This window comes from Anaerohalosphaeraceae bacterium (genome assembly GCA_037479115.1).
In the GTDB taxonomy this organism is placed as follows: Bacteria; Planctomycetota; Phycisphaerae; order Sedimentisphaerales; family Anaerohalosphaeraceae; genus JAHDQI01.
Genome location: JBBFLK010000025.1, coordinates 26,609 through 42,940, shown reverse-complemented (window position 1 = coordinate 42,940; position 16,332 = coordinate 26,609). Strand labels below are relative to the sequence as shown.

Below are 16,332 nucleotides of genomic sequence, written 5' to 3'. Positions count from 1 at the left end.
GAGACTGGCCGCTGCCTGGTTTCAATCCCTTATTCATCAGGGAAAAAATGCAAGTTGATGTGCCATTCCCAAACGTCCCCCCCACAGCCAGTGGGGTTTCAATCCCTTATTCATCAGGGAAAAAATGCAAGAGAGGAACAGCCGCAGGAACACTTCTTTTTTAAAACAAACTTGTTTCAATCCCTTATTCATCAGGGAAAAAATGCAAGATATCATATGGCTGAAACGGCATTTGGAACAGTTCTGAAGTTTCAATCCCTTATTCATCAGGGAAAAAATGCAAGTCCTATATCCGCAAAGAACGGGAGCACAGCGGCAAAAAAGTTTCAATCCCTTATTCATCAGGGAAAAAATGCAAGTTATGGACAGCATATGGTGGACGGGAATGGAAATTACGGTTTCAATCCCTTATTCATCAGGGAAAAAATGCAAGTCTCTGGCCTTTGTCCAAAACATCTACTTCCCCCTGAAAAAGTTTCAATCCCTTATTCATCAGGGAAAAAATGCAAGTTATGGACAGCATATGGTGGACGGGAATGGAAATTACGGTTTCAATCCCTTATTCATCAGGGAAAAAATGCAAGTCTCTGGCCTTTGTCCAAAACATCTACTTCCCCCTGAAAAAGTTTCAATCCCTTATTCATCAGGGAAAAAATGCAAGTTTTTAACAGACGTGTCCAATGCTCCAAGAAATAGAACTGTTTCAATCCCTTATTCATCAGGGAAAAAATGCAAGTTATGGACAGCATATGGTGGACGGGAATGGAAATTACGGTTTCAATCCCTTATTCATCAGGGAAAAAATGCAAGGGTCATCGAGGCGCTGTGCGTTTAAAGACAGAACAACTTGATGTTTCAATCCCTTATTCATCAGGGAAAAAATGCAAGAAAAACAAATCAAGTGGGCAACGGACATTAGAGAAAAGTTTGTGTTTCAATCCCTTATTCATCAGGGAAAAAATGCAAGATTGAAGACCAGCCTGTCCAGGCTTGCCTGAAATGGAGGGGTTTCAATCCCTTATTCATCAGGGAAAAAATGCAAGAGTATGGGATTTTATGTGATGTTTGTGGGCGGTTTGAGGTTTCAATCCCTTATTCATCAGGGAAAAAATGCAAGATAGTCCAGCGACTCCGCCCGAAGAGATTCTGGCTCGGGTTTCAATCCCTTATTCATCAGGGAAAAAATGCAAGGCCGGGGCTGGCCTCCGCCAGTCCTTATCCGCAGGCGGCGGTTTCAATCCCTTATTCATCAGGGAAAAAATGCAAGCGTTAAAACACCAAATCCGCATAGCGAAAGAAACTTTGCAAGTTTCAATCCCTTATTCATCAGGGAAAAAATGCAAGTCGATATCGATCTTCAGCCCTTCGCGGACGGCGGTGTAGAGTTTCAATCCCTTATTCATCAGGGAAAAAATGCAAGTCCATCACGCGCGGTTACAAGATTCGGATTCTCTCGACGCCGTTTCAATCCCTTATTCATCAGGGAAAAAATGCAAGATCAATGTGTACGGCTGCCATGATGTCGAAACCGATCAGGTTTCAATCCCTTATTCATCAGGGAAAAAATGCAAGACCGGCCTTTGCAAGTCTTTTGTTTTCAAGGGGTTGCAAAGGCAAAAACTGTAACCCCCTCTTTGAGGGCCTTTTTCGGCAATTTTTTTGTGCCCTCCCAAAGGCCAAAATCTCTATAAACTTTTGAAAGACCGAAACTTACAAGTTTTCTGTAATCGATTTTCTCAGATTATAAAGAATGTCTCTTGCTGTGTCAAGTGCCCTTGTCCCTGAAATTGTGTTTTTTCAAGGCAGTTGCGGCATATATGGTATATCCGCACGGAATCCTCCTGCGGATTGATAATCTGAGCCAGCCGCTGCATCATTTCTTTCAAAAGCGGTCCGTCCAGGTCCGCTTCAAAGACACTGTATTGAACCCGGTCGCCGTAGTCAAGCAGCGTCTTGGCGACCCTCAGCCGCCTTTTATCATCCGTACAGTCATAGGCAATCACGACAAACATTCTCGAGATTCTCTACAGACACAGCCGATAAAAGCGATACATTCGCCCGGACCGAATCGACTTTTCCAGCTCTTCGGCCTGCTCGAAAATCAGCGAAAACGGACTGAGCGGTTCGCGTTTTTCCATCAGCCGCTGCGGGGTATGCAGATACGTTTCCCATTCGGCAATCAGCCGTTTTCGGGCCGCATCGGACAAAAGAACCGGTGCCGGCTGCCCCCTGCCGACCTGAAAGTCCGCTTTCTGCAGGATTTTTTTGTTAAACAGAAGCATCACAAACCGGTCCGCTATCGGTTGTCGGAACTGCTCGACAAAATCAAACGTCAGCGCCGGAGCATTCCGAATCGAAGCATGCATGATTCCGCAGTAAGGGTCCAGGTGAGTCGCCTGCAGGGCGTTATGCGCCAGCGCAGTCAGGAGCATATACACATAAGACAGGCAGGCATTGACCGGGTCAGCCGGCGGGCGGCGGACCCGACCTCCAAAATCCATCTCGAGCGAATGAAAAATTTCAACAAGGGCCTGAAAATACATTCTGCCGAGCAGGCCTTCGATGCCCCGCACCGCATCGACAGTGGGCTGTTCGTCCACCCGGGCGGCTGTCTGGAGAATCTCCTCCGACGCTTTCGTCAGCTCAGAATGGCGATGGTTGTACGCATAGCGTCTGATAACATTGGCCGCGGAAGCGGCCTTGGCCCGGACAAGCTCCTGACAGAACAGCAGGGTCTCAGCCGGCTCTCCGGCCAGGGCATACTGACGGCGCCGCAGCTCGGTACGGGGACTGTCCGGCGGAAGCAGCGTCCCCCGGACCTGGCCCCGAGCGGTCAGCAAAACCACAGAAACACCCCGGTCCAGCAGCAATGCCAGCGCCGAAGCCGTCAGCTGGATTCGTCCGATAATCACCAGCCGCTGAAGGCGGTGGACCGGAATCGACAGCAGCGGCTGGTCCTCTTTGGAAACCAGCAGCCGACGCCCCTGTCTGGAGACTTTGGCCCCCTGTTCCTGCAGATACACTGTGCCCATCCGACACCCCGTTCCTGCTCGTTCTGCTTGGGTGCCTATCGGCAAATCGGTCCAAAGAGTTCACAGGAGGGCCGACGTCGGGCGGGGTCAGACGCGATGCATCATTTTGAAGATGTTTTCGTGCTGGAGGGTGATGGTCAGGTCCATCTGGCGGGCAATTTTGTTCAGCTGGGCCTGGAGTTTTTCCAGTTCAATGGTCGCCTCCGTGATGTCGATGGCCATCGTCATTACAAAGTAGTCTTCCATAATCCGCTGGCTGACATCGATGATATTGATATTGGCTTTGGCCATCGTATTGGCAATCCGGGCGATGATGCCGACTTTGTCTTTGCCGGTGACAGTGACAATGCAGATTTGGGAAACCTTCTTTTTCTCACTCTTTCGAGAGACCATACACACGTCCTTCCTGAGACAATTCCTGCTTTCACCGGTCTATTATAGTCGGTTTTTCCGGTTTATCCAGAAAAATGCTGATGAAAAGCCGCCGGAGCCGGGCTCTTGCTCTTTGGACGGATTTGTGCTATAATTGTTTCCTTCTGAAGAAACGATAGGACCTATGGAACATACAGATAATCTTAATATACGCTGTTTTAAGCCGCTGATTACACCCGGTCAGCTCAAAGAGGAAATCCCTCAGACGGAATCCCAGGCGCATGTGGTGGCGGTGTCCCGCAGGGCTGTCGAGGCGATTTTGACCGGACGGGACCGTCGGCGGATTGTCATTACGGGGCCGTGCAGTCTGCACGATGTGGAGGCCTCTCTGGAGTATGCCCGCCGGCTGCGCCGGCTTCAGGATGAGGTAGCCGACAAACTGCTGCTGATTATGCGAACCTATTTTGAAAAACCGCGCACCACGCTCGGCTGGAAAGGAATGCTGTACGACCCGCACCTGGACGGCTCATATGATATTGAAAACGGCATTCGCCAATCGCGATTGATTTTGTCGGAAATCACCTCGATGGGACTGCCTGCGGCGACGGAATTTCTGGACCCGATTGTACCGCAATACTTGGCCGAGTTCATTACCTGGGCGGCCATCGGCGCCCGCACATCCGAATCGCAGATTCACCGCCAGATGGCCAGCGGTCTGTCAATGCCGATCGGGTTTAAGAACGCCACAGACGGCAATCTGGAAATCGCGCTGGATGCGATTCGTGCGGCGATGAGTGCCCATTCATTCCTCGGAATCGACCGAAATGGGCAGGTGATTATTGCGGAGACCCGCGGGAACAAATACGGACACCTCGTGATGCGGGGCGGCTCGAGCGGGCCGAATTACACGAGCGAATATGTCGCCTTTGCAGAGGTGCTGCTCAGAAAAGCCCAGATTCCCAACGGTATCATTATCGACTGCAGTCATGCCAACTCGCACAAAAACCACAAACGCCAGCGGGAAGCCCTGTTTGATATTGCCGACCAGATTCGCACAGGCAACAAGAGCATCGCAGGCATTATGCTCGAAAGCTTCCTCAAAGAAGGCAAGCAGAGCATCGGGGCGCCCGGCGGCCTGAAATTCGGCGTTTCGCTCACGGACAGCTGCATCAGCTGGGAAGAAACCGAAGAATTAATTAAATCTTTCGCCGAAGCGGTCTAAATCTTCCTAAACCCTTTTTCAATAAATAATTACAAAACAAATAATTTTCTGATTTCTTTCGAAAAATTTCGAAAAAGACTTGACTTTTTCGTTAATTTTCGTTAGATTGCCTATTATGACACAGAAACGGGTCAATCAGAAAGATATCGCGGAGAAATTAAACATTTCTGTAGCGACCGTTTCGAAAGCCCTTCGCGGTGACTACTCCGACATCAACGAAGAGACCCGCCAGCGCGTCCTGAATATGGCCACTAAGCTGGGCTACGATACAGGCACCCATATCCGGCAGGCCATCGAAGAAGAAACCAAACCCTGCATGGTTGGGGTGCTCATCCTGCGAAAACACCACGAATGGCAGCACACGCATTATTTTGCCGGAATGAGCGAAAAGTGTGCCAAAATGAATGTCTCCCTGATTGTGCACTACATTGAAGAGGAAGACAGCCGACAGATTCTCTATCCGGAAAATCAGCCGCCGGCCATGCGGGACGGACAGATTCAGGGGCTGATTTTGGCCAATCACTGGCCGATGGATGTGGTTCGAACGCTGTCGGAGACTTTTCCGTGTGTCTCGATTCTGTACGATTATTCCCCCCTGCCGATAGACGTCATCAGCGTGGATGAAAACCAGGGGATTTCGATGCTGATGGACCATCTGATTCTGCTCGGCCATACGCAAATCGGCTTTTTCGGCAACTGCGGTCAGGTGGTCTTTGCCAGAAATCGTTTTGCAATGTACGTCAACTCCCTGTGCCGTCTGGGCCTGCCCTTTGTCCCCGAGAACGTCTGTCAACTGGGCCCCGGGACACTCGAGGACAAGGAGCTGGACCTGAACGGACAATTGGACCGAGTGCTCGAACGTGTGAAAAAGGGAGTTCGTGCGTGGGTTTGTGCCAATGACTGGGTGGGTTATTTGCTTTGCCGAGGACTGTTTGATCGGGGGCTTCGTGTTCCGGGGGATGTTTCGATAGCGGGTTTTGACAACAGTGAAGACAACACGCTCGGCTGCCCGCGATTAACCAGCATATCCGTCCCAGCGCTTCGGTTGGGGGCCGAATCGCTGCGTCGGCTGCTGAATCGCATCCGCTATCCGAAAAGTCCGCCCCTGAAGGTACTGTTGCCGGTGCAGTTTTTTGAGGCCCAGACCACCGGCCCGGTACCGAACCTGTAATCGCGGTTGGGTGGGTGTTTGCAAGCCGAACAAAACAGCTTGCAAGGGGAAAACAAAAGAACGCTCTATTCCGGGGGAAGAGCGTTTTTTTGTTTGTATTGGCCGATACAGGACATTGTAGACCTCCTTTTATCATTCATTATTTCCCAAACATCCTTCCAAATGGATTGTAAAAACAAAGACTTGATTTTCAGGCTTGACTGGCCGATATAGATATGGAGTTTTTTGTTTCCGGAGATTATGGATGACAGAATACAGCAAACTGCCTGCAGAAGAACCGTGGCGAATCTTTCGGATTATGGCCGAGTTCGTGGAAGGATTCGAAGAACTGGCCAATATCGGTCCGGCTGTATCCATTTTTGGTTCGGCCCGTGAACAACGGGATGGACGCTACTATCAGCTGGCCGAAGAAACCGCCTATTTAATCGGAAAAGCAGGATTTTCCGTTATTACCGGCGGCGGCGGCGGAATCATGGAGGCCGCCAATAAAGGCGCACGCCGGGCCGGTGTCAAAAGCATCGGGCTGAACATCGAGCTGCCTCACGAGCAGATTCCCAACCAATATCAGAACCTCTCCCTGCACTTTCGGTATTTCTTCTGCCGGAAAGTGATGTTCCTCAAATATGCACACGGCTTCGTCGTGATGCCCGGCGGCTTCGGCACAATGGATGAATATTTTGAGGCCCTTGTGCTGATTCAGACCCTTAAACAGGCCTATTTCCCGGTGGTTTGCATGGGCAGCGAGTTCTGGAAGGGACTGGTGGACTGGCTGACGGAGGTTATGCAGAAAAAGCATCAATATATTGACCCGGAAGACCTGAACGTCTTTACCGTCTGTGATGACCCGCAGAAAGCGGCGGATATTATCCGCGACTTTCATTTGTCCAATGGACGGGGCGGCATCAAACAGCCGCCGGGGATTCGCAAGTGGACGGACGGCCAGTAGTGCCGCCGGATTCCCCATTTTGGGCTTTCCCTGCTTTGCTGTGCCGGACTTCGGCTACTCGATTCGAAACCAGTCGGCATCCAGATAGCCGCCTGCCCGTGAGCCGGCCTGCGAAACACAGTACAAGCCGACCTTCGCCCCGACCCATCGTCCCGCTTTGGCCGGAAACGGCCGCCCGACCGAGATAAACTCTTTGCCGTCAAGACTGTAGCTGAACTGACAGAGGGCGTTGGGGGCAGTCACCTGAACCCGCAGAATCACCGTGTCTGTCTGAAGGGGGATTTCGGCGGCCAGCCCTTCCCGTCCGCCCTGTTCGGCCTGCATACAGACCACCAGCCGCAGCACAAGCGAACGGTCCTTGACGGCCAGCTCGAGGGCCGAATAATCATCGCCAAAAACCACGAGCCCGCCGCGGATGACCTGCTGTTCCGGGACAAGCCGAACCTTCGCAGAAGCCGAAAACGACGGGGCTGGAAACTTCTGCAGCAGCAGGTTGGGAACCTGCCAGAAATTCGCCTCCGGGGAAGGCAGCGGAATCGCAAACAACCGCAGATAATCCGTCCCGCGGATTTTTGCAAACCAAACGGGGTTGGGGTTTGCCTGCCACTGCCACTGAAGGCCGAGGGTATCGCCGTCAAATTCATCACTGTCGGGCGGCGTCATCCGAGGAAACACACCGCCGACCTGCGGCTTTTTCCAGGTTAGAACCGGTTCTCCCGTTCCGTCTCCATCGGCATCCGTGCCCATCACCGGCCAGCCGTCTTTCCAGACCATCGGCTGCAGGTGCACAATCCGGCCATAGGGCCCTGCATCCTGAAAATGCAGAAACCAGGACTGCCCGGACGGAGTGTCAACCCAGCCGCCCTGATGCGGACCATTGACAGCCGTCGTACCCTGATGGAGCACGATGCGGTCCTCATACGGGCCGTAAATATCTTTGGAGCGGAGCACCACCTGCCAGCCGCTGGTCACACCGCCGCCGGGCGCAAAAATATAGTAATAGCCGTTGACTTTATAAAACTTGGGGCCCTCGATGGTCGGATGCTTTTCATGGCCGTCAAAAACATGCCGGGCCTCTGCGCTCACCCGGGTGGCCTGCCAATCCATGGAACGAACGGTCAGCAGACTCTTGACCCCCGCGCGGCTCCCCGCCCAGGCATGAACCAGCCACGCCCGCCCGTCATCATCCCACAGCGGACACGGGTCAATCAGCCCCTTGCCCGGCAGAATCAGAAGCGGCTCCTCCCAAGGGCCTTCGGGGCGAGAAGCCCGTACCCGATAAATTCCATAGTCCGGGTCACCCCAGAAAATATAAAACATCCCCTCGTGAAAACGAATGCTCGGCGCCCAGATTCCCTTGCCGTGCTGCGGGTTGTCAAACGCAGGTTCGGGATACCGCTGAACTGCATGCCCGATAAGCGTCCAGTTGACCAAGTCTTTTGAGTGCAGGATTGGAAGGCCCGGAAAACTGGTAAAACTGGAGGCCGTCATATAATAATCCTCCCCCACACGAATGACATCCGGGTCGGAATAATCCGCATACAAAACCGGGTTTTTGTAGGTCCCGTCCCCCTGGTCAGAAACCCAGACGTTCGACACAAACGGCCCCGCAGCCGAACTCGGCTTTGTCTGTCGGTCTCCGGCCCCCCAGACACTGCCCGACAAGCCCGCCATCAAAACCGCCGCCGCAAGAATGGATTTGAGAACAGATTTCATCATCCGCAATTCTACAGCGCTCCTTTCTTTTTTCCATCCCGGTAAACCTTTTTCTGCCATATTTGCTGCCTTTCGTCCAGTCAAAATTGGGTGGAAACATCTTCGTCTTCCGGATACAATAACCGGATAAATGCGTTTTTCGATTCATAAACAAGAGAAGAGGATTTGATGGAACTGTTCGGTTTTCATCCGATAGACTTGCTGATTCTTCTCTTCTATCTGCTGGCCATCACGTACATCGGCCAAAAAGTGTACGGAAAAATCCGTTCCGAGGAAGACTTTTTCCTGGCCGGACGGTCCTTCAACAAACTCCTGCAGTATTTCCTGAACATGGGCACACTCAGCGATGCCAACAGCGCCATCCGCACCGCCAGTTTCGCCTTTGAGAAAGGGCTGGGCGGCGTATGGCTGATGCTCATCGGCATCTTCACGGGTCCGTATTATTGGTTCATGGCCGGCTGGTTCCGGCGCGTCCGCCTGGTTACGATGGCCGAACTGTTCGAAGAACGCTTTCAGAGCAAAATCCTGCCGACGATTTACGCGCTCGTCGGCATCTGGCTGAGCATCCTGATTATGGGAATCGGCTACAAGGCCTCGCTGCGGACGTTTCAGGCCATGACCATCAAACCCCCGGAAAAATACACGCCGGCGGAGGCAGAAAGCATCCAGCTGTATGAGCGGTACAGACAGCTTATCAAGCTCCGGAAAACCGCCATCCTGACTCCGCAGGAGGCCGCCGAATACGAACGGCTTGACGCCCTGTATAAAAAAGGACAAATCAGCGCATTTGTTTCCTACACACATCCGTTCTGGTTTTATCTGATTTACACGGTGTTTATCGGCTTCTATGTAACGATGGGGGGCTTTCGGGCGGCGGCCGTAACCGATATCCTGCAGGGGTTTCTTATCCTTTTGTTTTCCTTCCTTCTGATTCCGCTGGCCCTGGTTGCTCTGGGCGGCTGGGGGGAATTTACCCGGCGAATTCCGGATCATATGCTGTTTGTGTTTGGTTCGGGCGGCGATGAATTCGCCTGGAATTCGATTGCCGCCCTGGTTGTGGTCACCATCATCGGCATCACAGGCCATCAGGGTAATATGGCCCTCAACGGCTCTGCACGCGACGAGCTGACCGCCCGAATCGCCAATATCGGCGGGGCCTACACCAAACGGATTCTGACGATTATCTGGGCGCTTTGCGGCCTGTTTGCCTACGCCCTCTGCGCCGATATGGTTTCGGACCCGGATACGGCCTGGGGAATCCTCAGCCGCCAGCTGCTCGGTCCCGGACTGCGAGGGCTGATGGTGGCCGGCATCCTCGGCGCCAACATGTCCACACTGGATGCCGTCTGCGTCTATCTGTCCGCCCTTTTCGTTCGGCATCTCTACAAGCCCTTCGTTCCCGGCAAAAGTCCCCGCCACTATATTAATGTCTCCCGCCTGGCCATTATCGGCTTTCTGCTTTTGAGCATTTATGTATCCGTAACCACGTTCAGCATCATCCATCTGGTCAAGGCCCTGCCTTCGCTGAACATCATCTTCGGCGCCCCCGTCCTGCTGCTGCTGTTCTGGAAGCGTCTGACGCGTACGGCTGTCTATGTCGAGGTGATTGCCTGCTCGATTATTCTGGCCGTTCTTCCGCATCTGCTTCCCTGTTTTGAATCCGTCCGTCATTCGCCCTGGCTGTCGCAGCAGACCCGTGAACAGACCGTGGTTCGTTCGGTTCACGCCTGCCAGACGGATGTTGAGGAGGGCCTGGCGGAGGAAGTCGGCCAGCTCATTCGAAAACCGGTTCGAATCCTGCCGGTGAGCATCTTTTACGACAACATCGCCCGAATGGACCCCGATGACCCCGACTCCCCTTACGAAGGCATCGGACGGCTGCATACCGAACTGATTATCGCCCATCTCCTCGGCATCGACCTGGCTTCTTTGACCCCTTCGGCCCTCCTGACGATTCGCTATCTGATCGCTTCCATTCTGCCGTTTGTCTTTCTGATTCCCATCAGTCTGTTCACCCGAGACAAAGGTCTTCAGGCAACCATTGACCGGTTTTACGCCCGGCTGAAAACGCCGGTCCATCCGGACCCGCAGAAGGACGCCGAAGAAGTCCAAAAAAGCTATGCGGACCCGTCCCGTTTTGACCATCTGAAGCTGTTCCCCCGCTCCAGCTGGGAGTTCTGCAAATGGACCCGCACGGACACACTCGGCTTTCTGGCCAGCACCGCCGTGACCATCGGAATCCTCATCTTCTTCTGGGGATTAATCCGGCTGATTGCCGACTGACGGCTTACTGACAGGCCGCCGGAACAACATCCGGACCTGTTATCATCAGATAATCAATATTGGCCAGCCCGTTGCTTGTGGTCGGGTCCAGCCGAACCAGATGTGTCCCCGCCCCCAGCACAACACTGCAGGACACCTCGCTCCAGGTTGTCCAGCTGCCGGTGGGGCCGAAGGCAATCCCCGAAACAGCAACGGCGCCGTTAATCATCAGATTGGCCGGCCGATTGGAGGTCGTGCCGTTAGCAAACCGCCAGACCATCTGATAAGTCCCCGGCTGTCCGACAGACACGCTCCAGTTGATTCCCTTGCCCACGGCATTGGTCCCGTTGGCAAAACCGTATCCGGTGAACCCGGCATTGTTATTGTCAACCGTCCCCTCCACCAGACAGAAGCCGGCCGTCAGCTCCTGAATCAGCAGACAGATGTCATTCGAATCCGCCGGACGGGCGGACACTTCATAACTTCGCTGGGATTCATTAAACGACTCATCCACGGCGGTAACAGCATAATGGTAAAGCGTGCCGTTGGAGACGGACGAATCGAGAAAAATCGGTGCATGAAGAAGCGTGTCATTCTGCCGAACATAGCCGCCGCCGGAGACCGTCGTTCGATAAACATTATAGCCTGCCAGGTCGGCTTCCGTGTTGTTTTTCCACTGAAGCACAACCTGGGCATTGGATGCCGCCGCCCACACGCCCGTCGGAGCCGCCGGCGGAACCGTATCGAGCAGCCCCCGATACAGAACGCTGTTGGAAATCAGCTGTTTGCTGAAGCCCGGCCCGGCCCAGCGCACTTCCAGACGCTGGTTTCCATCCTTTTCAAAGTACGTGACGCGAATGGCATGCATTCCCGCCAGCAGGGCTGCGCTGCCTTCGGCTTCCTGTGTTCCGTGAACCCCGTCATTGCTGACCACAATTCCGCCGTCAATATACAGCTTGCTGCCGTCATCCGAATTCAGATAAAACGTGTACAGCCCGTCCGCCGGGATCTCAATAAATCCTTCAAAAACATAGGCAAAAGAATCCGGAGCCGGCGCGCCGCTGATGTCAAAATTGGCAATGGTTCCCTGCTGGGCGGGCGTCAGCAAGGCAAAATCCGGCAGATACTCAAAGGTGCCGGTATAGTACTTGTAATTCAAGCCCTGCACCAGACCGGACGGATGCTTCGGCGGCAGCGGATGCCCGCCGTATTCCGAAACCAGCAGCAGCACTGTATCCGTATAGACTTGTCCGTCGTTGACCGTATAGCGGAAACAGGCCGGACCGATATAGTTCGGATTCGGCGTAAACCGGGCCGTGCTGCCGTCGGACAAAAGCTGCACGGTACCGTTTTGCGCATCGAAAACGGTATAGACCGCTCCGGTATCAAATCCGGAGGTAAACCGCCGCAGATTGATATCCCGAGGCCGGTTTTTCTGCACGTGCGCATGCGGAACCGCCAGAAAGTTCAGATAATCCTCCAGGTTCGTATAGCCGTTTCCGTCCGCATCGCCGTTGTGGTCGGCCCCATACGGGTTCAGCCCCGCGATCGACAGTTCCCAGTAATCCGGCATTCCATCCTGGTCCGTATCCGTCGGACAGATGCCGCTGTCGAGAATCCCAACCCCGTACATTGGAGCGGCATTTTCATCCGAAATCAGCTGTCCGCTGGTTCCCAGGGACCGCAGTTCTTTAATCAGGCGGGTGTCGATTCGGTCGCGAATGGGGAAAAACGCCCCGGCCCGTGAGGCGACTACTTTGTAGGCCGCCGGTGCCCCCAGCATTGTCCTGACGCCCGGATAATTATACGGAACCGTCTGCCAGTCCACGGTCCCGTAGGCCGCCTGCTCCAGAATCGCCCCGTCGAGCACCCCGTTGCGGTTGGAATCGTGCCAGTTGTTCAGGGCATAAATGTGAAAATTCAGATTGCCCCTCGTAAAGGCCGCCGAGCTGGTATTCGGCCCGCTGATAAAATAGTTTCGAATCACATTCGCATACGAGTCGGCCTCCGAATCCCCCAAAATATAAGCGGCCACCCCCCAGTTATACACCACATTATTGATAAACTCGTTGATGCCTTTGACCTTCGGATTCCTCGTATTGTTGTCAATATACAGGTTCCGAAACAGACTGACGCCGTTAAAGTTCTGAATCAGCCCGCCGCAGGAGTGGTTCTGAAGCCCCTGAGCAATGATGCAGTTCTGAATGGTCACAAAGCCCGGGTCCTCGCCCGTGCCGCCGCTGATGGAAAAGGTCTCATCCCGCCCCCAGGAAATCGAACAATGGTCAAAAATCATATTCGTCCCGTCGGCGATGGTCACCGCGTCCTTGCCGCTGGTGCCGACCTTGCCCATTCGGTATCGCATATGCCGGGTAATGGTGCGGTTGGCATCCGTATAAGACAAGCCGTTGCCGTAGATGACAACCCCTTCGCCCGGCGCGGTCTGGCCGGCAATCGTAATGTCTTTGCTGACGACAATGCGGTCTATGATTCGAATGACGCCGCCGACATCAAATACAACCGTTCGATTGGGAGCACTGACGGCATCGCGGAAAGACCCCGGTCCGCTGTCGTTCAGATTGGTTACGTGATAAACGCTGCCGCCCCGTCCGCCGGAGGCCCATTTGCCGAATCCTTCCGCCCCGGGAAAGGCCGGACGTTTGGTCTTAAAACTCCAGACCGGTCCTTTCTCAATTCCGCCGCATCGGACGGTATCCACCCGCCAGTAATAGGTCTTATTCGGAATCAGCTGACCGGGCTCAAACGAATTTCCGGCGGCGGCTCCCAAATACAGTACCTCCGGCTCACTCATCCATCGCCGGCTGATTTCCGCCGCATCCGCCAAATCCACCCATCCGCTGTAATCCAGGTCCGGGCAGGGTGAGGACGGGTTATCCAGCCACTGGGCGGCCACATAAACCAGGTCCAGAATATCCACAGTACCGCTGCCGTCCACGTCGCCGGACGGCTTTTGCGCCGCTGCAACCGCCGCCGCACTGGTCCCCAAATAAATCTCACTGCGCACCGCGTCCGCATCCGGCGTCCACTGCAGAAGCAGCATATCCGGGTCAACCGACTCCCCGACCGCCGGCTGCGGATTGGAGGGTGCACCCGACATTATCCCTGCGAAAATCAAAAGACCTATCCAGACAATCCCCCATCGATTCATAAGACAATCCCTTCTCTTCAAATACAATCCTTCATAGAAAAAAGCGGCCGGAAAGACTGACTTTTCTTTCCGGCCGCCCATCTGCTCACAGAATACTCCCTGCTTCGTTCACACGTTTATCGGCAGGGTGCCTCCATACTCACGTTGCATTCCAGCCAGCGGGAGACAAACTCCGCCAGGTCGGCCATATCCACAAAGCAGTCGTTGTTGATATCCGCCGGAATCCGCACATAGGTCGGCTTGGCCTGAGCCGCATTGCACGGGGAGGTGCCGACATAAATCTGCGTGATGGCCGAGCCGACAACACTGCCGTCGTCCGCCGACAGTCTGAACACATACGTTCCCGTCTGCGGCAGAACCAGTGTAATGTCTTCGACATTATTGGGAACAATCGGCACCGTCACCGGTCCGCTCAGCTGCTCCCAAAGAAGCGTGTACGGCTGCGGGAAACCGTCATCCGTCACCGTGGCGTTGATGACCGCCGTTGCCGTGGCCGGATCGCCTGCGTTGCCCAGCCAAATATACTGGGACGGCTTCTCCAACTCCACCAGAGGAATCATATTATTCGTATTGAACGTCCAGACATACCCTCGCGTCGTTCCGGCAATGCTGTCATGGACATCCACCACCCAGTAATAGGTCGTGTTGACCTGAAGCATCCCCGAAGGAATCGCTACGGAATTGCCGCTGATGCCGGTCGCCAGCGTGGTCAGCCCATAGTCCGGAGCCAGCAGATTCGGCTCGGTGGCGCCAAAGAACACATCGCAGGTGATGACGGCGCCTTCCTGGCTGGGAGCCGGGTTGGTCCAGCTCAGCTGAGCCAGCCGCGTACTCTGGCTGGTGTTGTTCATCGGCTGCGGCTTGGTCGCCCAGGTCAGTGGACGAATCTCGCCGCGGAGAATAATGCCTTTGAGCCCTGTGACCGGTTCCGTGCGGCTGTGACTGGGAGAGCAAATTTCAAAATCGGCGTTCTGGGGGTCATGGCTGACAAACATCAGCACGATGCTTCCGTCCGTATCCGAGTTGAGCACTTCGTCCAGCGCCGCTGAAGGCGGGAACGAAACCCAGGTGGCCAGTGTCGCCGGACGCAGGAAGGAATACACCAGCGGCGTAATATCCGCCCAGTCCAGGGTGGAGAGGGTAATCTCGGTGCCCACCGGAGGCGGCGGGGTGTTGACCACACCGGGCATGGTGTTCCATGTACCGCCGTTGAGTGTAATATCATCTACTTCTTCCCGGAGAGCATACACATAACAACGTTTTCCCGAGGTGCCTTTGTCCACATTCAATGTCAGATAGCAGTTGGCAAACCCCTTGCCCGGCTCTTTCAGAGAACCGATATTATAACGGTAGTAGGCAATTCGCCGGCGTGTCGTTGAGGCATCCTGATAGTTGCGGATATCCGAAATCGTCGTGCGGCGTGTGCTGTTCGGTCCAATCTGAGCATCATTGCAGACCATGCAGTGGTCGGCCGCCTGCAGCGCAAAGGTCGGAATGGTCACGGCAACCTGTACGGTCTTGACAGTCTGCTTGCCTTCGCCGTCCGTTACAGTCAGCCGAAGAACATAATCGCCCAGTCCGCTCGGGAACGTAACCGACACATTTGCAGACGTGGGATTCGGAGAGAACACCACATCGCCGCCGGAGACCTTTTCCCACAGAACCGTTGTGTTGGTATTCTGCCCGTAATCGACAATCGTAGGGGTAATCACCAGGGCATCCCCCGGGAACACACTGGCCGTCGAAGGCACCCCCATTACCGACGGCGGCAGGTTCCAGCCCGCCGGAATCGCAGCAATCAGATAGGTAATCCGGGTGGCGCCGTCGTTCTGCTCATACAGTGAAATCGTGCCCGGTCCGGCAATTTCCTTGGCATATGCGGTCATATAAACCGTCGAGGAATCCGACGGGTTGAACACGCCGACCGTATAGCCGGTCTGCACAAAGCCGTTCGTCAGGACCCAGTTCATCACCGACCCAATGGTTGGAGGGTTCGCCCCGTTGCCGTCGCCGACGCGGTTGTCAATCAGCAGAAAGAGGGTGCCTGCCTTGCTGACCGTCACATCCATCTGCAGAGACGCGTTCGCTTTGTCATCCACCGCCGTCCGTACAAAATCAATCCCGGCTAAATCATTGGCATCCCGGAAAACAAACGAACGGTCCACGTGAGTCAGGGCTCCGTTCACCAGCCCGGCCTTGACCACAACAGGGTCGGTGTCGCAGCTGGTACCCTCAATACAATTGTACCGCACCACGCTCGTGATGATATTCGGGTCTGTTACTTCGGCGGATGCCGCCTGGGCCAAAACCCACAAGCCCAGACATGTCGTCAAAACCAATACCCATTTGCTTTTCATCATAAAAGACCTCCTAAAAGTTGAAGGATATAAAGGGGATTAAAAGAACAAAAGATCGGAACTTCTCTTGTTTTCCAACTTATTG

Annotated in this window: 10 protein-coding genes and 1 CRISPR repeat array; of the genes, 4 read left to right on the top strand and 6 right to left on the bottom strand. The window is 54.3% G+C overall.

What is annotated here, in order from left to right; translation table 11 throughout:
- Nucleotides 1–18 precede the first annotated feature (18 nt).
- A CRISPR array of direct repeats spans nucleotides 19–1,572; the repeat unit is 36 nt; unit sequence GTTTCAATCCCTTATTCATCAGGGAAAAAATGCAAG.
- A gap of 164 nt (nucleotides 1,573–1,736) precedes the next feature.
- The 3 genes from cas2 to WHS88_10875 all read right to left on the bottom strand — a co-directional run bounded on the left by cas2 (nucleotide 1,737) and on the right by WHS88_10875 (nucleotide 3,425).
- The gene (gene cas2 / locus WHS88_10885) at nucleotides 1,737–2,012 is read right to left on the bottom strand and encodes a CRISPR-associated endonuclease Cas2 (GenBank protein MEJ5260681.1); all 276 of its coding nucleotides are present in this window, start codon (nucleotides 2,010–2,012) and stop codon (nucleotides 1,737–1,739) included.
- Nucleotides 2,013–2,024: 12 nt separating this feature from the next.
- Entirely contained in the window at nucleotides 2,025–3,032 is a 1,008-nt protein-coding gene (gene cas1, locus WHS88_10880) for a CRISPR-associated endonuclease Cas1 (GenBank protein ID MEJ5260680.1), read from the bottom strand.
- Between the two features lie 87 nt (nucleotides 3,033–3,119).
- Nucleotides 3,120–3,425, bottom strand: a complete 306-nt coding sequence (locus WHS88_10875; GenBank protein MEJ5260679.1) for an ACT domain-containing protein — start codon at nucleotides 3,423–3,425, stop codon at nucleotides 3,120–3,122.
- 163 nt (nucleotides 3,426–3,588) lie between these two features.
- Here WHS88_10875 and WHS88_10870 point away from each other — a divergent pair, with 163 nt between their 5' ends.
- From WHS88_10870 to WHS88_10860, 3 genes are all read left to right on the top strand, one after another.
- A complete protein-coding gene (locus WHS88_10870) occupies nucleotides 3,589–4,626 on the top strand; it encodes a 3-deoxy-7-phosphoheptulonate synthase (GenBank protein ID MEJ5260678.1) in 1,038 nt (345 codons plus the stop codon).
- A gap of 115 nt (nucleotides 4,627–4,741) precedes the next feature.
- Nucleotides 4,742–5,797, top strand: coding sequence for a LacI family DNA-binding transcriptional regulator (locus tag WHS88_10865; GenBank protein ID MEJ5260677.1), 1,056 nt, complete (start codon nucleotides 4,742–4,744; stop codon nucleotides 5,795–5,797).
- Nucleotides 5,798–6,041: 244 nt separating this feature from the next.
- The gene (locus tag WHS88_10860) at nucleotides 6,042–6,743 is read left to right on the top strand and encodes a TIGR00730 family Rossman fold protein (protein ID MEJ5260676.1); all 702 of its coding nucleotides are present in this window, start codon (nucleotides 6,042–6,044) and stop codon (nucleotides 6,741–6,743) included.
- A gap of 54 nt (nucleotides 6,744–6,797) precedes the next feature.
- Here WHS88_10860 and WHS88_10855 read toward each other — a convergent pair whose 3' ends face one another.
- Complete coding sequence (locus tag WHS88_10855) at nucleotides 6,798–8,462, bottom strand: glycoside hydrolase 43 family protein (GenBank protein ID MEJ5260675.1); 1,665 nt, start codon at nucleotides 8,460–8,462, stop codon at nucleotides 6,798–6,800.
- Between the two features lie 165 nt (nucleotides 8,463–8,627).
- Here WHS88_10855 and WHS88_10850 point away from each other — a divergent pair, with 165 nt between their 5' ends.
- Nucleotides 8,628–10,742, top strand: a complete 2,115-nt coding sequence (locus tag WHS88_10850; GenBank protein MEJ5260674.1) for a sodium:solute symporter family protein — start codon at nucleotides 8,628–8,630, stop codon at nucleotides 10,740–10,742.
- Between the two features lie 4 nt (nucleotides 10,743–10,746).
- On the opposite strand, the gene WHS88_10845 is transcribed toward WHS88_10850, so the two are convergent.
- Together WHS88_10845 and WHS88_10840 are read right to left on the bottom strand one after the other, a co-directional pair.
- Nucleotides 10,747–13,890, bottom strand: coding sequence for a PA14 domain-containing protein (locus WHS88_10845; protein ID MEJ5260673.1), 3,144 nt, complete (start codon nucleotides 13,888–13,890; stop codon nucleotides 10,747–10,749).
- A gap of 116 nt (nucleotides 13,891–14,006) precedes the next feature.
- On the bottom strand, nucleotides 14,007–16,250 hold the full coding sequence (locus tag WHS88_10840; GenBank protein MEJ5260672.1) for a hypothetical protein: 2,244 nt from the start codon (nucleotides 16,248–16,250) through the stop codon (nucleotides 14,007–14,009).
- Nucleotides 16,251–16,332: the final 82 nt, after the last annotated feature.